Below are 21726 nucleotides of genomic sequence, written 5' to 3'. Positions count from 1 at the left end.
TCGGTCACACCTGTCGCAACCCAGGCGCGAACCGCCGCCCTCGCGCCGCAATTGACCCCTCCGATGGCGCCTTCATCGGAGCTTCGCCATGGGTCTCGCCAATCGCCTCGCCGTCACCGCGCTTCTGCTGCTCGGCACCACCCCGGTCTTTGCGGCCGATCTCGACGTGAGATCGGCGATCGATGCAGTGGCTGTCTATCCCGACGGCGCCACGGTGAGCCGCGTCATCGATTTTTCCGCGCCGCCCGGCGAGACGACCCTGGTCGCCCGCGACCTTCCGCCCGGCATCGACGCAAGCTCTCTGCGCGTCGATGCCGGAGAGGCCGATGGCGTCGCGATTGCCGGCATCGATGCTTCCACGGCGACGATCGACGTGCCGCAGCCCGATGCGAGCGCGGGCAAGGCGCTGGTCGACCTGCATGACAGGCGCGACGCCGTCGCCGCGACGATCGCCGCGCTGACCGCCAAGCAGGCGCTGATCGAACGCTTCGCCCGCACCTCCGGCTTTCCGACCGGCAAGGACGGCGGCGACGCCGCCTCGCTGCGGGCGACGTGGAACGCCGTCGGCGACGACCTTACGGGCGTCAACGAAGCGATCCGCCAGGCCAAGGTGACGCTGCGCGGCGTGGACGAGCAGATCGCCGACCTCGAGAGACGGCGCGACGGCCGCCCGCAGGGCAGGCAGGGAACCGCGCTGCGTATCGCCCTTTCGTCGGACCGGCCGGCGAGAGGCAGGCTGCACGTCTCCTACCTCGTCGCCCAAGCCGGCTGGACGCCCCTCTATGACGCGCGGCTCGACACGGGCCGGAACGCGCTCGAAGTCATCCGCCGCGCCAGGGTCACCCAATCGACCGGCGAGGATTGGCGGGACGTCACCCTGACGATCTCGACGGCCCATGCCTCCACGGGCGCGAGCGTGCCGAAGCTGGACAGCAGGATCGTCGCTTTCGCGCCGGACATCCTGGCGGACGCCGTCGTCCCGGCGCCCCGCGCCGAGGCGCGCAAGAGCGAAGCGGCAAGCGCGCCGATCGCGCCGAGCCTGGCTGCCAGACCCGCGCCTCCGCCGGTGCCCGGCCGCGAAACGGAGGCCAGGACCGACATCGCCGGCTTCCAGAGCACATGGACGCTCCCGGGGCGGACATCGATCCAGTCCGGCCCCTCGACCCGGTCGCTGCGCCTCGCATCCTTCACCGTCAGTCCCGAGGTCGTGGCACGGGCCGCCCCGGCCCTGCAGGAAGCTGCCTATATCGAAGCGGCCTTCGACTTGGCGGACGACACGCCGCTCTTTCCCGGCAGCGTCTCCATCTACCGCGACGGGCTCTATGCCGGCCAGGCCGACATGCCCTTCGCCACAAGCGGCCAGCCGGTGCGGCTCGGCTTCGGCGTCGACGACCGCATCAAGATCGACCGCGTCGTGACGCGCAAGCTGGAATCGGACAGCGGCAACGCCCATCCGACCAGCTCGGACCGGCGCGACTACAAGGTCACGCTGCGCAACGGCCGTCCGACCCCGATCCGGATCTCCGTGGAGGAGGCCCTGCCCGTCAGCGAGAACAGCGCCATCCGCATCGAGCTTTCGCCGCAGATGACGCCGCCGACGGTGAAGAACGCCGACGACCGCCGCGGCGTGGCGGTATGGACCTATGATCTCGCTCCCGGCGAGGTCAAGGACATCAGGTTCGGCTACAGGGTGACCTGGCCCTGGGGCGAATCGATCACGCTGGACTGAGCCGCCCGCACGGCGTGCCGATACGCGGCGGCACGCCGCCCCTCCCAGCCGACAGCCCCTCAAGCCGGATCTTGATCTCGCGCCAATTCGTTTGTATACGAACGAATATCCGGCTGATACCGCGACGGGAAATCGCAGCCCCCTGCAATTCACGCTATCAAATGTTTATTTATTTGATTGCCAGAATGTTTGCGGATATCTCACCGGCAAACGATCGACTGTAGCGGCGGCGAGGCCAGCATGAGCAATTTCAACGAGGAGCGCGTCCTCAGCGTCCATCACTGGACCGACAAGCTGTTCAGTTTCACCACGACGCGCGATCCCGGCTTCCGTTTCGAGAACGGGCAGTTCACCATGATCGGCCTGCCGGTCAACGGCCGGCCGCTGCTGCGCGCCTACAGTCTCGTCAGCGCCAATCACGAGGACACGCTCGAATTCTTCTCGATCAAGGTGCAGGACGGCCCGCTCACCTCGCGCCTCCAGCATCTGAAGGAAGGCGACGCCATCATCGTTGGCCGCAAGGCGACGGGAACGCTGCTGCTCGACAACCTCAAGCCCGGCCGCCACCTCTATCTCATCGGCACCGGCACCGGCCTCGCCCCCTTCCTGAGCCTGATCAAGGATCCCGAGACCTATGGCCGCTTCGAGAAGATCGTGCTGATCCATGGCTGCCGCCAGGTGCAGGAACTCGCCTATGGCGAGCGCATCACCCATGAATTGCCGGCCCATGAATTCCTCGGCGAAAGCGTGCGCGAGCAGCTGATCTATTACCCGACGGTGACGCGCGAGGCCTTCCGCAACACCGGGCGCATCACCGACCTCATCAAGTCGGAGAAGCTGTTCGAGGATATCGGCCTGCCGCCGCTCGACGTCGAGCAGGACCGCGTGATGATCTGCGGCAGCCCGGAGATGCTGCGCGACCTGAAGGCCCTGCTCGAGGAGCGGGGTGCCGTCGAGGGCAATCACGGCGAGCCCGGCCATTTCGTCATCGAAAAAGCGTTCGTCGACAGGTAGAACAGCCTGGGGTCGACGAAGCGGGCGTTGCAAGGGGGCGGACAAGGGCGTGGCTGATCCAGAGGAGAGCGCGGCCTATATCCTCGACGATCAGATCGGCTTCGTGCTGAGGCAGGCCTATCAGCGCCATGCCGCCCTGTTCGCCGAGCATCTCGGCGAATCCCTTACGCCCACGCAATGGGCCGTCCTGGCCAAGCTCGCCGAACTCGGCTGCTGTTCGCAGAACATGCTTGGCCGCCTCACCGCCATGGACGTCGCCACGGTGAAGGGCGTGGTCGAGCGCCTCATCAAGCGTGGCTTCGTCGAGACCAGGCCCGATCCGGACGACCGCCGCCGCCTCGCCCTCTCGCTGTCGCCGGGCGGCCGCGCGCTCTATGAACGTCTCGCCGCCGTCGCCCTGGAGATCTCCCGGCTGACTCTCTCCCCTCTCGACGAGGCCGAGCGGAAGATCCTGCTGTCGCTGCTCGCGCGGTTGCGCTGATCAGATCGCGCGATATCGGGCACACGGAAGGCGGCCGTTCCCCCACAGGCGGGAGCCGGGAGTAGCAAAGGCGACGATAAATCGATTATTTGCGCCATTGGAAGCTTGCGCAGCGCGGCCATGAGTGCATGCTACGCGCAACAATTGAGCTTTCGCATATGACGCGAGCATTTACTCAAAGGGAAGGAACCGCATGAGCGGCGATGTCGGCGAACTCCAGGGCCGCAAGCTGGACCTCGCGACGCGTGCAGCCTGGCTCTATTACATCGATGGCGCCACGCAGGACGAGATCGCCACCCAGTTCGACGTCTCCCGCCAGAGTGTCCAGCGCCTGATCGCGCTCGCGGTGTCGGAACGGGTGATCGAGTTCCGCATCCAGGGCCCCGTCGCCGAATGCACCGCGCTGGCGCAGAATCTGCGGGGCCGTTTCGGCCTGTCGATCTGCGAGGTCGTGCCGAACGGGCTGCACGACCCGCTGGCGGCGGTCGGGCTGGCGGCGGCGCAGGTCCTTGAAGCCCAGTTCGGCCAGCGCGGTTCGGGCGTCTTCGGGTTTTCCACCGGACGCACCCTGCTGCGCATGGCGCGCGAGATTTCCGCCCGCTCTCGTCCGGACCTCAAGATGGTATCGATCGTCGGCAATGCGGCCCGGGACGGCTGCGTCAGCCCCTATGAGATCGCCATGCGCCTCGCCGACAAGCTGGGGGCCAAATGCTATCCGCTGCAGATGCCGGTCGTCGCCGGCACGGTGGAGCATTGCCGCACCCTGCAGCAGCAGCCGGTGCACCGCAGGATCCGCGAGCTGGTGGAAACCGCGCGGGCGATCTATGTCGGCGTCAGCGACGTCAATTGGGGCTCGCCGCTGCAGCAGGACGGTTTCGTCGAGGAATCCGAGATGCGCTACCTCGTCGAGAACGGCGCCATCGGCGAAATCGCGGCCTGGCCCTTCGACCGGGACGGCAGGATCCAGTCCAACGACTACACCAACCGCCTTCCGGGCTTCCGTCCGGACGACCTCGCGCGCATCGTCCCCGTGGTCGGCGTGGCCGCCGGCCCGCGCAAGGTCGCTCCGCTGCGGGCGGCACTGAAGGGCGACCTCCTTTCCGGCCTGATCACCGACGAGCATACCGCGCTCGCTCTCCTCGACCAGAACTGATCGCCGGGCCCGGATTGTTGCAGCGCAGCCAAAGATGTTCCCGGACCCCGCTTGACAAGGCGTCGCACCGTTGAGAACATGCCCGGGTGTTGGGCGCCTGCTCAACGCCCAATAAGCCGCATCGAAATGGCACGTCTTTTCTAAGGGAGGTTCTGGTGAAGACTGCGAAAACCTTACTCGCTCTGGCCGGCGCGCTCGCATGCAGCGTCGCCTCCGCCTGGGCGGCCGATACGCTGACGATCGCCACCGTCAACAATGGCGACATGGTCCGCATGCAGAAGCTGACGGACGACTTTACGAAAGCCAATCCGGACGTCACGCTGAACTGGGTGACGCTGGAGGAGAACGCGCTGCGCGAGAAGGTGACGACCGACATCGCCACCAAGGCCGGCCAGTTCGACGTCCTCACCATCGGCACCTATGAAGTGCCGATCTGGGCCAAGAAGGGCTGGCTGGTCTCGCTCGACAAGCTCGGCGCCGACTACGACGTCGACGACCTCCTCACCCCGATTCGCGCCGGGCTCAGCTACGAGGACAAGCTCTACGCCGCGCCTTTCTACGGCGAATCCTCGATGGTGATGTATCGCAAGGACCTGTTCGCCAAGGCCGGCCTCACCATGCCGGAAAGCCCGACCTGGGATTTCGTCGCCGACGCGGCGCGCAAGATCGCCGACAAGGCCACCGGCACCTACGGCATCTGCCTGCGCGGCAAGGCGGGCTGGGGTGAGAACATGGCCTTCATCACCGCGATGTCGAATTCGTTCGGCGCCCGCTGGTTCGATGAGAAGTGGCATCCCCAATTCGACCAGCCGGAATGGAAGAACACGCTCAGCTTCTACGTCAAGCTGCTGAAGGATGCCGGCCCGCCCGGCGCCTCGTCCAACGGCTTCAACGAGAACCTGACGCTGTTCAATTCCGGCAAATGCGGCATGTGGATCGACGCCACCGTCGCCGCTTCCTTCGTCAGCGATCCCAAGCAGTCCAAGGTCTCCGACCAGGTCGGCTTCGCGCTGGCGCCGAACAACGGCCTCGGCAAGAACGCCAACTGGCTGTGGGCCTGGTCGCTCGCCATCCCGAAGAGCTCCAAGCACATCGAGGCGGCCGAGAAGTTCATCGCCTGGGCGACGGGCAAGCACTACATCGACCTGGTGGCCTCGAAGGAAGGCTGGGCGAACGTGCCCCCCGGCACGCGCAAGTCGCTCTACGCCAACCCCGAATACCAGAAGGCAGCTCCCTTCGCGAAGCTGACGCTGGATTCGATCATGTCCGCCGATCCGACCCATCCGACCGTCAAGCCCGTGCCCTATGTCGGCGTGCAGTTCGTCGCCATTCCCGAGTTCCAGGGCATCGGCACCACGGTCGGCCAGCAGTTCTCGGCGGCCCTCGCCGGCAGCACCACCGTGGATGCCGCCCTCGCCTCCGCCCAGAACAGTACGACGCGCACCATGACGAAGGCCGGCTACATCAAGTAGACCCGCCTCGCGGAACGGACGATCCCGACCTCCCGACACTGGGCTGCCCCTTCTCCGGAACGGGCAGCCTCTTTCGAGCCGAGGCGGATCGAGGCCAATCGCGGGCCAAGCCAAGGGCAGCCCGTCAAGAACAGACCATCAAGGTTTCGGTCATGGGGAGGATTTCGAATGGCGACGCAGCAGACGCGTTTGCTGGCCCGGGCAGCCGTCGCGCCCTCGGTGCTGATGCTCTTCATCTGGATGATCGTCCCGCTGGTGATGACCATCTGGTTCTCGTTCCACCGCTACGATCTCCAGAACCTCGACACCTATGACTGGTCAGGCTGGGAGAATTATTATTACTTCCTGACCGATCCCGCCTTCATCCAGGCCCTGATCGTCACCTTGACCCTGGTCGCCAGCGTCCTCGTCATCACCGTCGTCGGCGGCGTCCTGCTCGCCCTCCTGATGGACCAGCCCTTCTTCGGGCAGGGCATCGTGCGCCTGATGGTGCTCGCCCCCTTCTTCGTGATGCCGACCGTCTCGGCGCTGGTGTGGAAGAACCTGTTCATGAATCCGGATTCGGGTCTCTTCACCTGGATCTCGCAATCGCTGCACCTGCCGGTGGTGATCTGGTTCACCAATTACCCGCTGCTGTCGATCATCCTGATCGTCGCCTGGCAGTGGCTGCCCTTCGCCACGCTCATCCTGCTGACGGCGATCCAGTCCCTGGACGAGGAGCAGAAGGAAGCCGCGCAGCTCGACGGCGCCAAGCCGCTCTCCTATTTCTTCTACATCGTGCTGCCGCACCTCTCGCGCGCCATCACCGTGGTGGTGCTGATCGAGACGATCTTCCTGCTCAACACCTTCGCCGAGATCAAGGTCACCACCAATGGCGGCCCCTCGACCTCGAACCTGCCCTATCTGGTCTATCTCACGCAGCAGGCATCGGATATCGGCGGCGCCTCGGCCGGCGCGCTCATCGCGGTCGTCCTCGCCAACATCGTCGCGATGTTCCTCGTCCGTCTCATCGGCAAGAACCTGGAGGCCTGACGTCATGGCGCGCGCAGTCTCGACCCGACGCAAAATCCTGGTGACCGCGGCCGCGTGGCTCGCCGGCCTCATCGTGTTCTTTCCGATCCTGTGGATGGTGATCACCAGCTTCAAGACGGAAGGCGACGCCAGCGCCATGCCGCCGGTCTTCCTGTTCTTCCACTGGACCACGGAGAATTATGCGGAGATCCTCGAGCGGTCGAACTATTTCCTCGCGGCCTGGAATTCCGTCTTCCTGTCGATCGGCTCGACCCTGCTCGGCCTGGTCTTCGCGGTTCCCGCCGCATGGGCCATGGCCTTTGCGCCCGGCAGGAAGACCAAGGACCTGCTGCTCTGGATGCTCTCCACCAAGATGATGCCGGCCATCGGCGCCCTGATGCCGATCTTCCTGCTGTTCAACTATCTGGGCCTGCTCGACAACCGGTGGGGCGTGCTCATCGTGATGTTCCTGCTCAACCTGCCGATCGTCGTGTGGATGCTCTACACCTATTTCAAGGAGATCCCCGGCGAGATCCTGGAGGCCGCACGCATGGACGGGGCTTCGCTCTGGCGGGAGATCATCTATGTCCTCGCCCCGATGGCCGTGCCGGGCATCGCCTCGACCCTGCTCCTCAATACCATCCTCGCCTGGAACGAAGCCTTCTGGACCATCAACCTGACGACCTTCGACGCTGCGCCTCTGACCCAGTTCATCGCCGGCTATTCCGCCCGGGAGGGCCTGTTCTGGGCCACGCTCTCGGCGGCCTCGACCCTGGCCATCCTGCCGATCGTCGTGCTCGGCTGGTTCTCGCAGAAGCAGCTCGTCCGCGGCTTGACCTTCGGAGCGGTAAAATGATCAAAAATAAAATCATCAATTGGGGAGTGGCGTGATGGGTCGTTTCAATCTTCGCAAGGTCCGGAAGGCTTTCGGCGAGGTGGTGATCATTCCTTCGCTCGACCTCGACATCGAAGAGGGCGAGTTCGTCGTCTTCGTCGGCCCGTCAGGCTGCGGCAAGTCGACCCTGCTCAGGCTGATCGCCGGCCTGGAAGACGTCACGGCGGGCGAGATCCGGATCGACGGCGTCGACATGGCCGACGCGCCGCCGGCCAAGCGCGGCCTGTCGATGGTGTTCCAGTCTTACGCGCTCTATCCGCATATGAGCGTGCGCAACAACATCGCCTTCGCCCTGAAGATGGCGGGCGAGCCCAAGGACGTCATCGCCCGCAAGGTCGAGAAGGCGGCGGCGACCTTGAACCTCACCAATTACCTCGATCGCAAGCCGCGACAGCTTTCCGGCGGCCAGCGCCAGCGCGTCGCCATCGGCCGCGCCATCGTGCGCGAGCCCAAGGCCTTCCTGTTCGACGAGCCCCTTTCGAACCTCGACGCGGCGCTGCGCGTCAACATGCGCCTGGAAATCACCCAGCTGCATCAGTCGTTGAAGACGACGATGATCTACGTCACCCACGACCAGGTGGAAGCCATGACGATGGCCGACAAGATCGTCGTGCTGAACGCCGGCAACATCGAGCAGGTCGGCACGCCGCTGGACCTCTACAACAAGCCGAACAACATCTTCGTGGCCGGCTTCATCGGCTCGCCCAAGATGAACCTGATCAAGCCGAAATCCGTCGAGGCCTATAACGCGACGACGATCGGCATTCGGCCCGAGCACATCGATCTCTCGCCGACCGAGGGGCAGTGGAAAGGCGAAATCATGATCTCGGAGCATTTGGGCTCGGACACCTTCTTCCACATCGACGTCGAGGATGTCGGCCGCATCACCGCGCGGGCCCCCGGAGAATTCAGCCTGGGAACCGGCGACATCATCTTCCTGACGCCGCAGCCTCAGCGCCTCCATCGTTTCGACGAGACGGGAAAAGCCATCCGGTGACCCTCTCTTCGGGCGGCGGCGCTCCGCCCCCCTGCGCCGCCTTGACGAACGGGCCTCGCGACTGCTGCAAGAAACGAAGCGGTGCCGATTCTGCGGCGCTGCTTCCATGACGATCCGCGGCATCGGACCGCGCGTGAAAGGGCCTAGCCATGTATATGAAGAAGCTTGATCTTACCGGACGCAACGCACTCGTCACCGGCGGCGGACGCGGCATCGGCCTGGCCTGCGCCGAGGCGCTGGCGGAAGCCGGCGCCAAGGTCGTGATCGCCGATTTCGACATGGCGGTGGCGACGGAAGGGCAGGCTGCGCTCGCCGCCAAGGGCTATGCCGTCGATATCGTCAAGATGGACGTGACCAAGCCCGACGAGGTGACCAAGGTCGCCGACGACCTCGCGGCCAAGGCGCCGATCGACATCCTCGTCAACAATGCCGGCATCGCCCGCTCGATGACCCCGGCGGAGAACGTCGCCGACGAGCATTGGCTCAACGTGATCGACGTCAATCTCAACGGCGTGTTCTGGTGCTGCCGAGCCTTCGGCAAGCATATGCTCGCCGCCGGCAAGGGATCGATCGTCAATATCGGCTCGATGTCCGGCTTCATCGTCAACAAGCCGCAGGAACAGTCCTACTACAACGCATCCAAGGCCGGCGTGCATCACCTCACCAAGTCGCTTGCCGCCGAATGGGGCACGCGCGGGGTCCGCGTCAACGCGGTGGCACCGACCTACATCAACACGCCGCTCACCGCCTTCGCCAAGGAAAACGCGGCGATGTTCCAGACCTGGCTGGACATGACGCCGATGGGACGCCTCGGCGAGGTCGACGAGATCGCCTCCACCGTGCATTTCCTCGCCTCGGACGCCGCCAGCCTGCTCACCGGTTCCATCGTGCTCGCCGACGGCGGCTACACCTGCTGGTGATGGCGATGAGGGGCGCTCACCGATCGCCCCTCTCGGAAACGCAGGGCGTGCCGGAAGGGAAGAGGTCGATCGGTGATCACCCTCCGACGGTGGTCGGACGTCCCCTCTTCAGGCCGCAACCCGTGTCAAGGAATGGCACGGACGGAGGGGCGATCACCGATCGCCCTTCTCGGAAACGCAGAGCGTGCCGAAAGGGAAGAGGTCGATCGGTGATCGACCCTCCGGCCGGCCGTCATCCGCTCAGGATGCCGCCCGGTTGTAGACGTCGGCGAGGCGGATGATGTCGTCCTCGCCGAAATAGCTGCCGGTCTGCACCTCGACGAGTTCGAGGTCGATCTTGCCGGGATTCTCCAGCCGGTGCGTCGCCCCGATCGGGATATAGGTCGATTCGTTCTCGTGCAGCGTCTTGATCTCGCCGTTCACGCTGACGGTGGCGACGCCGCGCACCACGATCCAGTGCTCCGAGCGGTGGTGGTGCTTCTGCAGGGACAATTGCCCGCCGGGCTTCACCACGATGCGCTTGACCTGATGGCGCGGCCCGAGATCGAGCGAGCGGTAATTGCCCCAGGGGCGGAAGGCCTGCAGATGCTCCTGCGTGAGCTTGCCATGGGTCTGCTTGAGGCCTTCGACGAGGGCCTTCACGCCGGCGGCATCCTCCCGCCGCGCCACCAGGATGGCGTCGCCCGTGGCGATCACCGCGAGATCGTCGAGGCCGACGACACAGACGAGCTGGCTTTCCGAGGAGACGAGATTGCGGCGGGCATTGACGAACACGCCCTTGCCGAGTTGCGCATTGCCGGCCTCGTCCTGCGGGGAGAGATCGCGTACGGCGCTCCAGGAGCCGACATCCGACCAGTCGAAGGTCGCGGGGACGACGGCCGCATGCTGCGTCTTCTCCATGACCGCGTAGTCGATGGAGCGCTTGCCGCAGCGGGCGAAGGCCTCGGCATCGAGGCGGACGAAGCCGAGGTCACGGGCGGCGTCGGCCACGGCCTCCTTGGCGGCGGCGACCGTTGCGGGCTCGCGCGTGGCATATTCGGCGAGCAGGGCGGCGGCCTGGAACATGAAATTGCCGGAGTTCCACAGATAGCCTTCGCGCACATAGCGCGTGGCGGTCTCGATGTCGGGCTTTTCGACGAAGCGCCGCACGGCCAGGACGCCGTCCGCCACTTCCTCGCCGACCTCGATATAGCCATAGCCGGTCGCCGGATGATCGGGCGTGACGCCGAACGTGACGATCTGCCCCTTCGAGGCAGCGGCGCGGGCGGCGATGCAGGCCCCGAGAAAACCCTCGATGTCCCTGACGCGGTGGTCGGCGGCGAGCGCCAGGACCAGGGTCCGATCGCCGTCGCGCTCGGCGATGAAGGCTGCGCCGACCGCGATGGCCGGCCCCGAATCGCGCGCCTCAGGCTCCAGCACGATGTCGGCCTCGACGCCGATCGACAGAAGCTGGTCGGCGACGAGGAAACGATGGTCGTGGTTGGTCACCACGACCGGGCGCCCGAACACAGAGGGCTCGCTGACGCGGCGGACCGTTTCCTGAAATGTGGAGAGGTCCCCGAACAGCGGCAGGAACTGCTTGGGACGGCTGGCACGCGAGGCCGGCCAGAGCCGGGTGCCTGAGCCGCCGCACACGATCAAAGGAACGATCAGAGATGACATTTATCACCCATGTTGGAGAGCAGGGTCGCCCCATATTTTTCCCGGCCGGCCGAAACGATGCCATCCGCCATTTCCAGGAAAAATCTGTCTGGCACGAAATTAAGGCATCTGTATTGCATCAGTCTCCAAAGCCGATGGCAATACCCTTTGCGCCGGACGATGCCATTCCGGAAATGGGTGGCCCAGTTGCGCCGTGCTGGATTGGCGAAAAATCCCATTTTTGAAATCCGTCCGAGGACGGGAGAGCCGGACGACTTTTTCAACAGAACTATACTTCGCCTTTATACCCGCAAGGGACGCTGTTATACATCGGGCCCGCGGTTCGACTGGCGCTTTATTCGCAGCGCCCGATGCCATGGAAAAACGTTGAAGTTCTCAGCCGCCCGCTCGGCAATTCCCATGCCATTTAATCCTTTGCCGCCGGGCCGGTCGGTGCAAACGGAGGCCCACCCGCCTTCCGACCGCTCCCCCGCCCGTCATTCTCCGGACGGGCGGACAGTCGCAGGCGATTGATGCACTGCACAAATTGCCGGAATTGCGCCTTGAACCGGCGTGATTTCTCCACGAGAGTCCGGACGGTGCAGTGGGGCCGCCGCCGGCCGCCTGCCGCAACGGAGGGACCCATGCATCCCGGCATCGTCCTCATCGGCCTCTGGGTTGCCTGGGCCCTGTCCTGGCTCGTGGCGGCGCGCTGGGCCAGCCGCCCGACCCGCATCGAGACCACGCGGAATGCGGCCATTTATCGCATGGCCCTCCTGACCGGAGGCCTCCTCCTGGCGGTTCCCGCGCACAGCGCGTGGGCCATGCATCTGTGGTGGCCGGGTCATGTACAAGCCTGGCTGCTGGTGCTTCTCGCCGCTGCCGGCTTCGCCTTCGCGTGGTGGGCCCGCCTTCATCTGGGCAGGCTGTGGTCGAGCTCGGTGACCATCAAGCCGGACCATCACATCGTCGACACCGGGCCATACGGGCTGGTGCGCCACCCGATCTATGCCGGGCTGCTGCTCGCCGTCCTCGCCACCGTCCTGATCAAGGGCGGTCTCCTCGGCATCGGCGGCGGCGTCATCATCCTGGCCGGCATCATCGTCAAGGCCCGGCTCGAGGAGGGCTTCCTGCGCGAGGATCTCGGCCGCGAAGCCTATGATTCCTATGCCCGCCGCGTGCCGATGCTGGTGCCGTTCCTACGTTTCGGCTGACCTTCACCCCTGCGATCAACGTTATGTGATGACGGATCGCGCGCTCTCCCGCTTGACGAAGCACGCACGAAATTCATCGTCTGCAGATCCGACTGTCCGCCATCCGGAATCGTTCGCGCGAACGGCAAGGGTGCACATTTCGATTGCATTTCGATGATCAGATATCTGCATGCGCTCGTCCTGCTGCTCGGCTTGTGCGGCGGAGCCACCTATGCGGACACGCTGAATCTTCCGGCGGGGCCTGATCTGTTCACGGTGACGCACGGGCCGGAAGGCCCGCCGATGCGGGTGATCATCGTCCACAGCGACGAAGCTGGATGCGCACCCGGCTGCGCGGCGTGGATCTCGGCGGAAGGACGGATCACGGCGGACACCCCTGCACTCTTCGAGCGCGCTTTCGCTGCGATGGCGCCGCGGAAACTGCCCATCCTCATCGTGTCCAACGGCGGCCTGATCGAGAGTGCGCTCAAGATCGGGCACATGATAAGGCAGCGCCATCTCGACGTCGCCGTCAGCGCCACATGGCTGCAAGCCTGCCCGAAAGGGGACAAGACCTGCAGGGAGGGCGCCCTGACGGGCCGGTTGGGCGAGCCGCACGGCAACGCGGCCTACTGCGCCTCGGCCTGCGTCTACATCCTGGCCGCCGGCGAAAGGCGTATCGTGTCCTATGATGTCGGGGTGGGCCTGCACGAGGCGAGCGCGACGATCGTTCATGAGGAAATCGAGCACGTTCCGGTCGTGGACCCCCTGGGCCGCCGCATGGGCTATCGAAGCAAGGTCTTGTCGAGCTATTCGACCGAAGGGGCGCCTCGCAGCGGCAGCTACGACAGATGGGCTGCCTACTTCAGAACGATGGGCATCCGGGGCGATCTCGTGGCGCTCATGCATAAAGCCACGCCCGAGCAAGTCCATTGGATGACGATGGCCGAGCTCGATTCGACCGGCCTTGCCACCGATCGCTTCTCGCCGGAAGCCTTTATCGACGCGCTGGGGCATCCGACCCATGCCCTCCTCGAACCAGCGGTCCCCGCTTCGGGATGGATCCACCAGGAAGCCTCGGGTGACCATTGGCAGGACGGAACCTCCCGGCCCGCCGGCACGACTTCCCACCCGCCGGCGAAAGACCCACCAATCACGATCATCCAGCACTTGCCGGTTTCCTATACCGCGCTTTACCCGGATTGGTCTGTGCCTCCGCTGTCCTTCGCGATCACCCCGCCCGTGCCGCGCCCGATAGAGGCCGCCGCGCCGGCCCCTCCTGTCGAAAAGGCCCGTTCGGCGCCCGCCAAGCCCGAGCCGGTCACGCCCGATGCGGGCTCGCCGTCCGCCAGCACCACCAGCAAGAAGATGGCGCTGGTGGTTGCGGCGCCGGTCCAGCCCCTCCGTCACAAGGATCCGCCGCACGGAGCTACGGTCCGGGATCGACCGCAACGCTGCACGGGTATCGATACCATCCCTGTCGCGGGCATGCGGCTGAAGGGACGGATCATGGTGGTCTTTCCGCTGGCCCCCGCCGGCTTGGTGCTCGCCGGGGTCGAGCATCAATTACGCCTGAGCGCCGATCCGAAATATTTCGGCTACGAACGCGTGGGGGTGATTGTCGACAGCCCGGCGATGTTCGGCACGCGCCAGTCGGTCCTGATCCCGCACAATCTCCATGCCGGTGCCGGCGACGAGATCGCCTTCGTAACGAGGCACCAGGACCGCCAGGCCTGCCGCTTCATTCCAAGTCTCGCCACCAGCGTGCGCGGCGCGGAGTAGAGCGCTCTTTCTTCAGACCGAATCGCCCGGAATCGAAAAATGCATTTCATACCGGAGAGCTAAATTAGTGATCCGCTCCGGCTCGGCTGTATGCCGACCAGAAAGATGACGAAGGATGGGGTTGTGGCCGGGTCAACTGGTCAGGATCGAAATTCTCCACCACGGGAGCCGAGCATGACATCCACTCCGACATCGGCAGGCAAGGACTACCGCCTCGCCCACGCGTCGGCTTGCGTCCAAGGCGACAATCTGGATCCGGATTTCTGGACCGCCTATTTCGACTGCAAGCCAGACAAAGCGATAAGGAAGGGACTTCCATTCGCAACCCCGTCAGGACGCATCAGACTGGGGGCAACGGGACTATGGAGCATCCAAAGCAGATCACATGTTCGAGCAGACGAACTCACGCCCCACATCTCCCACCTTCTTCACCGGCTTCGGCTGCCCAGGCCGGCCCTGGCGGACCTGCTCAAGTCGAGGGGCGAACGCTTCCGAATATTCTGCTACTGGGACAATGATGCCGGCGACCGACTGCCTGTCGTCAGTGAACAGTGTAAACGAGATATCGAGCTTTCAGGCGGCACGATCGATATCGACGAGTACCCCAAGACTCGAGACGAAGGATGCGACGAGTAGGGCGTTCTGTCCTGCTGCCCGATTTGAATAACAATCAAAGCAACGGCCATGCGAGGAACCGCCGGCATTCGGCCCCCCGGCGGCGGTGCTATTCCGCCGCCGCAAGGCCGTCTCTCGAGACGGCGGGTGCATTCGGGTCGCCCGGCGCGGTCTCCCAGCCGAGATCCGGAACCGTGGCGATGCGGCTGCCGCGCATGTCGGTGCGCGTCATCACGAAGTCGGCGTTCTGCAGGTGCCGGATCTGGCTGCGCGCCCGGCCCGCAGAATGGCTGCCGCAGCGCTGCGCGATCTCCGCATCGGACGGGCATGGCGCCCCGTTCAGCGCAGCGCCGGCCAGGATGAGGAAGACGGCCTGGAGATCGACCGGGACCCGGCGGGCATGGTCGAGCGCCCGCTGCCATGCCTCGCCGTCCACGACATCGGGGTCCATGCCGGCCCGGGCCGCGTTGAGGAGGAACTTGAACTCGGCCATCGCCGGCGGCGTCCCGCCCAGCCTGGCGATGCGGCAGCGCACGATGAAATCCTGGTAGAGCACGGCCTCGGTGCGGAAGGCGGCGTCGGCCTCCTGCAGGATGGCGAAGGCGATGCGGCGATAGGCGAGCTGCCGCTCGGCGTCCGGCATGGCGGGCAGGCCTTCCTCGCCTGCGCTTTCAGCCGGCCTGTCGCGGACCAGCTGCTCCAGGATCTCGTTGGTCGAGGGCGGCGGCGGGGACGGCGCCCGGCGCTCGGCACGCGGGCGCGAGGCGGCCATCGGCACCGGCGCCAGGATGAGGTCGCGCGTTCCCTCCCCTGCTTCCGGCAGCGGCGTCAGCTTCGGCGTGGCGACGCGCGGGCGCGTCTCCACCGGCCCGACCCGGATCGGCAAAGGACGGCGCGAGAGGGCCGGGCCGAGCGCGACGAACTGGCCGCGCTGCAATTCACGGAAGGTCTCGGCCTGGCGGCGGTCGAGGCCGAGGAGATCGGCCGCACGCGCCATGTCGATATCGAGGAAGGTACGGCCCATCAGGAAGTTGGAGGCTTCGGCAGCGACGTTCTTGGCGAGCTTGGCGAGGCGCTGGGTGGCGATGATGCCGGCCAGCCCGCGCTTGCGGCCGCGGCACATCAGGTTGGTCATCGCGCCCAGCGACACCTTGCGCGCCTCTTCCGACACCTCGCCCGAGGCCGCCGGCGCGAAGAGCTGGGCCTCGTCGACCACGACGAGCATCGGAAACCAGAAATCGCGCTCCGCATCGAACAGGGCGTTGAGGAAGGCCGCCGCGGCCCGCATCTGCATCTCCGCGTCGAGGCTTTCCAGCACCAGCACCGCGGAGGCCCGATGCTGGCGGATGCGCTGGGCGATATGCTCGAGCTCGGCCAGGCTGCGCTCGCCGTCGATGACGACATGGCCGTAGCGGTCCGACAGGCTGGCGAATTCGCCCTCGGGATCGATGATGACCTGCTGGACATGGGGGGCGCTCTGCTCGAGCAGGCGGCGCAGCAGATGCGACTTGCCCGAGCCCGAATTGCCCTGCACCAGGAGCCGCGTCGCCAGCAACTCTTCGATATCGAGCATCGCGGGCCCACTGCCGGGCGCGGAAGCGGTGCCCATGTCGATTTCGATCTTCATACGCCGTGCCGATTTCCAGGATTTGGTTCGAAAAGCCCAGCCTTTCGAGAACGATGGGTGTCAGGATGACAGATAGGGCTGAAAAGCGATTCTATCGATGTTTTCCTGTAGCGGGCAGCCCGAAGCCATAGCGCCTGCCGCCCGCCGGCGTCACCCCCGGGCCGGGCGCAGGGGGCGGATGTCCACATCTTCCGGGCATCGCTCCACAGCCGTCTCTAGCAGGCTGCGGAAATTCACTACCCGAAGCGCGAGCGATCTGATTCACTGATTGTTGTGGATTGCTTGGAGGGGCTGATGCGCGGATCGGATGAACAGACGGGTGCGCTCTTTAGTTATCAGAGCCCTGAATCGCTTGTTCCTCGCGATCATCCGCTACGTGCCATCCGCCTTGTGGTGAACGCGGCTCTCGAACGGTTGTCCGAGCCGTTCTCGAAGCTCTATTCGCCGTATGGCCGCGCCTCGATCGCACCGGAGAAACTGCTGCGGGCCTTGTTGGTGCAGGCCTTCTTCGGCATCCGTTCCGAGCGCCAGCTCATGGAGCAGGTGCGCTACAACATGCTGTTCCGCTGGTTCATCGGCCTGTCGATGGATGCGCCGATCTGGGATGTGACGGTGTTCACCAAGAACCGCGACCGGCTTTTGGAGGGCGACATCGCGCGGGAATTTCTGCTTGCGATCCTGGCCGATCCGCAGGTCAAGCCCTTGCTGTCGAGCGAGCATTTTTCGGTGGACGGCACGCTGATCGCCGCCTGGGCGTCGATGAAGAGCTTTCAGCCCAAGGATGGCAGCGGGTCACCGCCCGGGCCGGGCCGCAATGGCGAGCGCGATTTCCGGGGCGAGAAGCGCTCCAACCAGACCCATGAGAGCACCACCGACCCGGATGCCCGGCTTTATCGCAAGGCGGACGGCCAGCCCGCCAAGCTGGCCTATCTCGGCCATGTCCTCATGGAGAACCGCAACGGCCTCATCGTCGATGCCGAACTGACGAAGGCCACCGGCTGGGCCGAGCGGGCGGCGGCCGAGGCGATGATCGAGGACGCCGCGCCGGCCGGCCGTGTCACCCTGGGCGCCGACAAGGCCTATGACGTCGCTGCGCATGTGGCCAGGTTGCGCGCTCTCGGCGTGACGCCGCATGTCGCGCAGAACGCCACCAACCGCCGGTCAGCCATCGATCGGCGCACGACACGCCACCCCGGATATGCCCTCAGCCAGACGATCCGCAAACGCATCGAAGAGCCGTTCGGCTGGATCAAGGAAGCCGGCGGCTTCCGGCAAACAAAACACCGAGGCCAAGAACGGGTCGGATGGATGTTCACTCTCAGAGCCGCAGCCTACAACCTCATCCGACTTCCCAAACTCTTCGCAACGACTTGAACCGGAATACCGGAAAAACGCATCGATACCCGATCCACATCCGTCAGAAATCCCACTCCAACTGCATGAGCAAAAACGAAAATCACCTATACAGATGTCAATTTCCGCAGCCTGCTAGAGCCGCTCGTTGGTGCGCAGTTCGGTGAGGCGGCGCTTCATCAGGCGGAAGCGGCGCAGGTGGTCCTCGTCGCGCCGCAACGCCACGGCGGTGGAGAGCACGTCGATGACGACGAGGGCGGCGATGCGCGAGATCGTCGGCGTGTAGATGTTGGTGTTGTCGAGCGTCTCGACGATCAGCGCCACGTCGCAATGGCGCGTCAGGGGCGTGTCGGCCCCGGTGATGCCGATCACCGCGACGCCGTTCTCGTGCGCCGTGCGCGCCACCTCGATGATGGAGCGCGTCATGCCGGTGTTGGAAATGACCACCGCGACGTCGCCGGGCTTCATCATCGCCGCGACCATCAGCTGCTGGTGGGAATCGAGCTGCGCCCCGCAGGGCACGCCGAAGAGCGGGAATTTCTGCTGGGCGTCGCGGGCGACGATGCCCGAGGCGCCGAAGCCGAAGAATTCGATGTAATTGGCCTTTTCGAGGATGCCGATCGCCCGCGTCAGGGCCGCCTTGTCGAGATGGTGGCGCGCCCAGTCGAGGCTGGTGATCGTGTAGTCGAAGATCTTCTCCACCACCGCCTCCGGCGAATCGGTGTCGAGCAGCACCGAATGGGTGGCGGGCGTGCCGAGCGCCAGGCTCTGCGCGAGGCGGAGCTTGAAGTCCTGGAAGCCGTTGCAGCCGATCGCCGTGCAGAAGCGGATCACCGTCGGCTCGCTGACCTCGGCGGCGTGGGCGGTCTCCGCCACCGTCGCATTCAGGATGCGGTGGGGATCGGCCAGGATCAGGTCCGCCACCTTGCGGTCGGACTTGCGCAGCTCCGACCGCATGAGGCGCACGACCTCGAGCACGTTCTGCGTCGTCGCGCGGGCGGCCGGCTGCGCCGCCGCGGGCGGGATCGGTGTGGTCATGGGCTGGCGGTCCTCTCCTTCATCCCGCAAGAATGCCTGCTCGCGCCCCAGGCCGATGGATGAGCCGACAAGGCTACCGCCCTTCGAGGCCCGCCGTCATCCGCCCACCGGGTCCTTGCCGAGGCGGTATTCGACGCCCGTCCTCGCACGGACCAGCCTCGTCCCGCCCGTCATGCCACGGGCCCTGGCATCGATCGCTTCCGGCGCCGCGCTGTTGAAGGCGAACATGCCGTAATGATGGGCCATGACGACCGGCACGCGGCATTCGCGAGCGAGATCGGCCGTTTCGTCCAGCGTGAAATTGCCGGCAATGCCGGCCGAGCGCAAGGCGTCCGAACGGCCATTGACCGGAAACAAAGCGAGATCGGGCCGGAACGCGGCGATTTCCGCCGCCTGCCCCTCGAACGGCACGGTATCGCCGGAATGGAAGACCCTGAGCCCATCCGCCTCCAGCCCGTAGCCGAGGAAGACATGCCGGCCGGCGGCATCGCGTTCCAGCGTTTCGTGGGCGGCGCGCATCACGCTCAGCCGGAGGCCCGCAGCGAGGTCGAGGCCGTCCCCCGCATCGACGCCGACGAGGCGTCCCGGCGCCGCGCCGATCCGCTCGCGTGCGAGGGCGAGGGAGGCGAGCGGCACGACGAAGCGCGTTCCGGCACAGCGAGCGGCGATCCGCTGCAGCGTTTCGCCGTCCATGTGGTCGGTATGGTGGTGCGTGCACAGCACCGCATCGATCGGCGGCAGATCGTCGACGCCGATCGGAGGCGGCATCATGCGTTCATGCGAGAAGCCGCGGCCGCGATATTTCACCGCCAGCGCATCCGAGAGATAGGGATCGATCAGCAGACGGGCCTGCCCGGTATCCAGCACGAAGCCCGCCTGCCCCAGCCAGTACAGCGAAAGCCCGCCCGCTGCCGGACGGGTGGCGAGACGCGCCGCCAGCGGCCCGTCATAAGGGATCTGTTCGAAGGACGGCCACGCGCCCCGGTCAGGTGCCATCGGGCGCGCCTAGCCTTTGGCGGCGCTGATGGCGATCTCGCCGAGGCGGTCGAAATCCGGGCCGGCGGTCGGGATCGCGATGTGGAAGACTTCTGCGATCACCTGCGTCCAGCCATGCAGGAAATAGGTCCAGCCATCCTCGATCTGCAGGTGCCGTTCCGCCTGCTGGCGCCGGGCCTGGTCGAGGAAGACGAGGTCGCCGCGATAGTTGAGATCCCAGACGATGGCGCGTTCGGGGAAGCGCACGGCATCGGTGAGCGGCGAGCCCGGCGCATCCTTGCCGAGGCCGGTCGCGTTGATGACCACCGAACCGGGCTTCAGCGTCGCCGTCACGGCGTCATTGTCCTCGGGCCTGGGGGCGAGGACATAATCCACCGACACGCGCATGCCGATCTCGGCATGGATGCGCCGGATCTCGTCGAGGCGGTGCGGGCTGCGGTTGGAGACGATGATGCGGGAAGGCACGTCGTCGCTGCGTTCGGGCCGGACGATGTGCCACGTCAAGGCGATGGTCGAGCCGCCGGCGCCGATCGAGAAGAGTTCGGCGCCGGTGCGGGCGAAATGGCCGGGCTCGATGAAGCCGTCGAGAGCCAGCCCGGAGGAGATCGGGTCCTTGGCGTGGCAGACGAGGCGCCCGTCCCGCTTGGAGAGGCAGCTCGTCTCCTCCATCCCGCGCGCGAAGGGATCGATCTCGTCGAACATGTCGCGGCAGGCCTTGTAGAGATCGATCTTATGGGTGGTGACGAGCGCGCCCAGCGACAGCGGGTCGGCCTTGATGAAGGCGACGGCCTCGCGATAGGCCTGCGGCTCGGCATGCAGGGGGAAATCGATCCCCTTGATCACCGCATCCTTCAGCCCGAGATGCGCCGCCCAGGCGGGAAACACCCGCATGATCGAGCTCTTTGTGGTGGTGACGCCGATGAAGTAGAGGGTCGGCCGGGTCGCCGGCTGATAGAGACTCATGATGCACTTTCCCTTATGGCTCTGGCACGCTCCACCGCCGCCCTCGCCTTTGCCGTGATGTCGGCGAAGCGGCCTTCGCGCAGGTCTTCCGGACGGGCGATCCAGGTGCCGCCGACCGCGGCGACGAAGCGGTGCTTCAGCCAGTCGCCCATCGTCTCCAGGCTGACGCCGCCGGTCGGGATGAAGCGGACCCCGAGATGGTTGAACGGCGCGACGATCGCTTCCAGCGCCTTCGGCCCGCCCGCGATGCCGGCCGGAAAGAACTTGCACAGCCGGAACCCGGCCCGGACCGCGAGGGTGAGGTCGGTCGGCGTCATGATGCCGGGCGCGAAGGGCAGGCCGATCGCGACGGCGGCGGCGGCGATCTCGGGATCGAAGCCCGGCGACAGCGCGAACTTCGCGCCGTTCTCCTTCGAGGCCCGCACCGAATCGAGGTCGAGCACGGTGCCGGCGCCCGCCAGGAAATCCGGACGCTTCTCCTTGAGCGTCGCCAGGACGTCGGCGGCGGCCCGGGTCCGGAAGGTGATCTCGGCGATCGGCAGGCCGCCCTCGGCCAGGGCGTCGGCGAGGGCCACGGCATGGCCCGCCTCTTCGATGGCGATGACCGGGACGACACCGATTGCTTCGATCTGCTCGAGGGGGCTTGCTGCCATCATGGCTCTCCAGAAATCATGGGCGGGAAGGCACCAGGGCTTCCTCGCGGGAACGCCGTGCTTATAATGCGCGTTCGCCACGCGGATCCAGCCGGCGCGCCCGTTTCGAGCTGCTAGGGATTGCCCTCTCTCGCATATGCCGCTCCCAATCTGTAGCAATGCTACAGACAGCGGCTTTTACATGCAAGATGGA

At 65.8% G+C, this 21726-nt stretch carries 20 protein-coding genes; 14 read left to right on the top strand and 6 right to left on the bottom strand.

Annotated elements, in window-relative coordinates:
* The first annotated feature begins 88 nt into the window (after nucleotides 1-88).
* The 9 genes from J3R73_RS04895 to J3R73_RS04855 all read left to right on the top strand — a co-directional run bounded on the left by J3R73_RS04895 (nucleotide 89) and on the right by J3R73_RS04855 (nucleotide 9672).
* On the top strand, nucleotides 89-1729 hold the full coding sequence (locus tag J3R73_RS04895; protein WP_307423127.1) for a mucoidy inhibitor MuiA family protein: 1641 nt from the start codon (nucleotides 89-91) through the stop codon (nucleotides 1727-1729).
* A 240-nt stretch (nucleotides 1730-1969) separates the two neighbouring features.
* Nucleotides 1970-2743, top strand: a complete 774-nt coding sequence (locus J3R73_RS04890; RefSeq protein WP_307423124.1) for a ferredoxin--NADP reductase — start codon at nucleotides 1970-1972, stop codon at nucleotides 2741-2743.
* A 49-nt stretch (nucleotides 2744-2792) separates the two neighbouring features.
* A complete protein-coding gene (locus J3R73_RS04885; RefSeq protein WP_307423122.1) occupies nucleotides 2793-3224 on the top strand; it encodes a MarR family winged helix-turn-helix transcriptional regulator in 432 nt (143 codons plus the stop codon).
* A 193-nt stretch (nucleotides 3225-3417) separates the two neighbouring features.
* On the top strand, nucleotides 3418-4377 hold the full coding sequence (locus tag J3R73_RS04880) for a sugar-binding transcriptional regulator (protein ID WP_307423119.1): 960 nt from the start codon (nucleotides 3418-3420) through the stop codon (nucleotides 4375-4377).
* Nucleotides 4378-4532: 155 nt separating this feature from the next.
* Nucleotides 4533-5849 (top strand): ABC transporter substrate-binding protein, encoded by a 1317-nt coding sequence (locus tag J3R73_RS04875; RefSeq protein ID WP_370879843.1) that lies wholly within the window; start codon nucleotides 4533-4535, stop codon nucleotides 5847-5849.
* A gap of 168 nt (nucleotides 5850-6017) precedes the next feature.
* Nucleotides 6018-6881 (top strand): carbohydrate ABC transporter permease, encoded by an 864-nt coding sequence (locus tag J3R73_RS04870; RefSeq protein WP_307423117.1) that lies wholly within the window; start codon nucleotides 6018-6020, stop codon nucleotides 6879-6881.
* 4 nt (nucleotides 6882-6885) lie between these two features.
* Nucleotides 6886-7716: a carbohydrate ABC transporter permease gene (locus J3R73_RS04865; RefSeq protein WP_307423115.1), complete on the top strand. Its 831-nt coding sequence runs from the start codon at nucleotides 6886-6888 to the stop codon at nucleotides 7714-7716.
* 34 nt (nucleotides 7717-7750) lie between these two features.
* Complete coding sequence (locus J3R73_RS04860) at nucleotides 7751-8752, top strand: ABC transporter ATP-binding protein (protein ID WP_307423113.1); 1002 nt, start codon at nucleotides 7751-7753, stop codon at nucleotides 8750-8752.
* A gap of 149 nt (nucleotides 8753-8901) precedes the next feature.
* Entirely contained in the window at nucleotides 8902-9672 is a 771-nt protein-coding gene (locus J3R73_RS04855; protein ID WP_307423112.1) for an SDR family NAD(P)-dependent oxidoreductase, read from the top strand.
* A 240-nt stretch (nucleotides 9673-9912) separates the two neighbouring features.
* On the opposite strand, the gene J3R73_RS04850 is transcribed toward J3R73_RS04855, so the two are convergent.
* Entirely contained in the window at nucleotides 9913-11334 is a 1422-nt protein-coding gene (locus J3R73_RS04850; RefSeq protein ID WP_307423109.1) for a mannose-1-phosphate guanylyltransferase/mannose-6-phosphate isomerase, read from the bottom strand.
* Between J3R73_RS04850 and J3R73_RS04845 the strand changes: the two genes are divergently transcribed.
* From J3R73_RS04845 to J3R73_RS04830, 4 genes are all read left to right on the top strand, one after another.
* Nucleotides 11328-11558, top strand: coding sequence for a hypothetical protein (locus J3R73_RS04845; RefSeq protein WP_307423106.1), 231 nt, complete (start codon nucleotides 11328-11330; stop codon nucleotides 11556-11558). The genes J3R73_RS04850 and J3R73_RS04845 overlap by 7 nt on opposite strands.
* Before the next feature lie 399 nt (nucleotides 11559-11957).
* Nucleotides 11958-12527: a methyltransferase family protein gene (locus J3R73_RS04840; protein WP_307423104.1), complete on the top strand. Its 570-nt coding sequence runs from the start codon at nucleotides 11958-11960 to the stop codon at nucleotides 12525-12527.
* 282 nt (nucleotides 12528-12809) lie between these two features.
* On the top strand, nucleotides 12810-14288 hold the full coding sequence (locus tag J3R73_RS04835; protein WP_307423101.1) for a COG3904 family protein: 1479 nt from the start codon (nucleotides 12810-12812) through the stop codon (nucleotides 14286-14288).
* 174 nt (nucleotides 14289-14462) lie between these two features.
* Nucleotides 14463-14924 (top strand): DUF4279 domain-containing protein, encoded by a 462-nt coding sequence (locus tag J3R73_RS04830; protein ID WP_307423099.1) that lies wholly within the window; start codon nucleotides 14463-14465, stop codon nucleotides 14922-14924.
* 88 nt (nucleotides 14925-15012) lie between these two features.
* Here J3R73_RS04830 and J3R73_RS04825 read toward each other — a convergent pair whose 3' ends face one another.
* Complete coding sequence (locus J3R73_RS04825) at nucleotides 15013-16530, bottom strand: helicase HerA domain-containing protein (protein ID WP_307423097.1); 1518 nt, start codon at nucleotides 16528-16530, stop codon at nucleotides 15013-15015.
* Between the two features lie 294 nt (nucleotides 16531-16824).
* On the opposite strand from J3R73_RS04825, the gene J3R73_RS04820 reads away from it, so the two are divergent.
* Entirely contained in the window at nucleotides 16825-17904 is a 1080-nt protein-coding gene (locus J3R73_RS04820) for an IS5 family transposase (protein ID WP_307423094.1), read from the top strand.
* Nucleotides 17905-18018: 114 nt separating this feature from the next.
* Here J3R73_RS04820 and J3R73_RS04815 read toward each other — a convergent pair whose 3' ends face one another.
* From J3R73_RS04815 to J3R73_RS04800, 4 genes are all read right to left on the bottom strand, one after another.
* A complete protein-coding gene (locus tag J3R73_RS04815; RefSeq protein WP_307423091.1) occupies nucleotides 18019-18921 on the bottom strand; it encodes an SIS domain-containing protein in 903 nt (300 codons plus the stop codon).
* 96 nt (nucleotides 18922-19017) lie between these two features.
* Nucleotides 19018-19917, bottom strand: coding sequence for an MBL fold metallo-hydrolase (locus J3R73_RS04810; protein ID WP_307423088.1), 900 nt, complete (start codon nucleotides 19915-19917; stop codon nucleotides 19018-19020).
* 9 nt (nucleotides 19918-19926) lie between these two features.
* Nucleotides 19927-20880 carry a shikimate dehydrogenase family protein gene (locus J3R73_RS04805; protein ID WP_307423085.1) on the bottom strand — a complete coding sequence of 318 codons (954 nt, stop codon included), beginning with the start codon at nucleotides 20878-20880 and terminating at the stop codon, nucleotides 19927-19929.
* Nucleotides 20877-21533, bottom strand: coding sequence for a bifunctional 4-hydroxy-2-oxoglutarate aldolase/2-dehydro-3-deoxy-phosphogluconate aldolase (locus tag J3R73_RS04800; RefSeq protein ID WP_307423082.1), 657 nt, complete (start codon nucleotides 21531-21533; stop codon nucleotides 20877-20879). Before J3R73_RS04800 ends, J3R73_RS04805 begins: the two co-directional genes overlap by 4 nt.
* Nucleotides 21534-21726: the final 193 nt, after the last annotated feature.

Origin of the sequence: Labrys monachus (genome assembly GCF_030814655.1) — a bacterium.
Taxonomy (GTDB): domain Bacteria; phylum Pseudomonadota; class Alphaproteobacteria; order Rhizobiales; family Labraceae; genus Labrys; species Labrys monacha.
The sequence above is the reverse complement of the archived record's forward strand: the minus strand, read 5'-3'. Positions and strand labels throughout refer to the sequence as shown.

Bases quoted from the DNA above. Each gene is read 5' to 3' on its own strand.
- J3R73_RS04880 (WP_307423119.1), top strand. From the start codon at position 3,418: ATGAGCGGCGATGTCGGCGAACTCCAGGGCCGCAAGCTGGACCTCGCG.
- J3R73_RS04815 (WP_307423091.1), bottom strand. From the start codon at position 18,921: ATGACCACACCGATCCCGCCCGCGGCGGCGCAGCCGGCCGCCCGCGCG.
- J3R73_RS04895 (WP_307423127.1), top strand. From the start codon at position 89: ATGGGTCTCGCCAATCGCCTCGCCGTCACCGCGCTTCTGCTGCTCGGC.
- J3R73_RS04865 (WP_307423115.1), top strand. From the start codon at position 6,886: ATGGCGCGCGCAGTCTCGACCCGACGCAAAATCCTGGTGACCGCGGCC.
- J3R73_RS04890 (WP_307423124.1), top strand. From the start codon at position 1,970: ATGAGCAATTTCAACGAGGAGCGCGTCCTCAGCGTCCATCACTGGACC.
- J3R73_RS04840 (WP_307423104.1), top strand. From the start codon at position 11,958: ATGCATCCCGGCATCGTCCTCATCGGCCTCTGGGTTGCCTGGGCCCTG.
- J3R73_RS04820 (WP_307423094.1), top strand. From the start codon at position 16,825: ATGCGCGGATCGGATGAACAGACGGGTGCGCTCTTTAGTTATCAGAGC.
- J3R73_RS04850 (WP_307423109.1), bottom strand. From the start codon at position 11,334: ATGTCATCTCTGATCGTTCCTTTGATCGTGTGCGGCGGCTCAGGCACC.
- J3R73_RS04825 (WP_307423097.1), bottom strand. From the start codon at position 16,530: ATGAAGATCGAAATCGACATGGGCACCGCTTCCGCGCCCGGCAGTGGG.
- J3R73_RS04855 (WP_307423112.1), top strand. From the start codon at position 8,902: ATGTATATGAAGAAGCTTGATCTTACCGGACGCAACGCACTCGTCACC.
- J3R73_RS04805 (WP_307423085.1), bottom strand. From the start codon at position 20,880: ATGAGTCTCTATCAGCCGGCGACCCGGCCGACCCTCTACTTCATCGGC.
- J3R73_RS04835 (WP_307423101.1), top strand. From the start codon at position 12,810: ATGCGGGTGATCATCGTCCACAGCGACGAAGCTGGATGCGCACCCGGC.
- J3R73_RS04860 (WP_307423113.1), top strand. From the start codon at position 7,751: ATGGGTCGTTTCAATCTTCGCAAGGTCCGGAAGGCTTTCGGCGAGGTG.
- J3R73_RS04870 (WP_307423117.1), top strand. From the start codon at position 6,018: ATGGCGACGCAGCAGACGCGTTTGCTGGCCCGGGCAGCCGTCGCGCCC.
- J3R73_RS04810 (WP_307423088.1), bottom strand. From the start codon at position 19,917: ATGGCACCTGACCGGGGCGCGTGGCCGTCCTTCGAACAGATCCCTTAT.
- J3R73_RS04800 (WP_307423082.1), bottom strand. From the start codon at position 21,533: ATGGCAGCAAGCCCCCTCGAGCAGATCGAAGCAATCGGTGTCGTCCCG.
- J3R73_RS04845 (WP_307423106.1), top strand. From the start codon at position 11,328: ATGACATTTATCACCCATGTTGGAGAGCAGGGTCGCCCCATATTTTTC.
- J3R73_RS04830 (WP_307423099.1), top strand. From the start codon at position 14,463: ATGACATCCACTCCGACATCGGCAGGCAAGGACTACCGCCTCGCCCAC.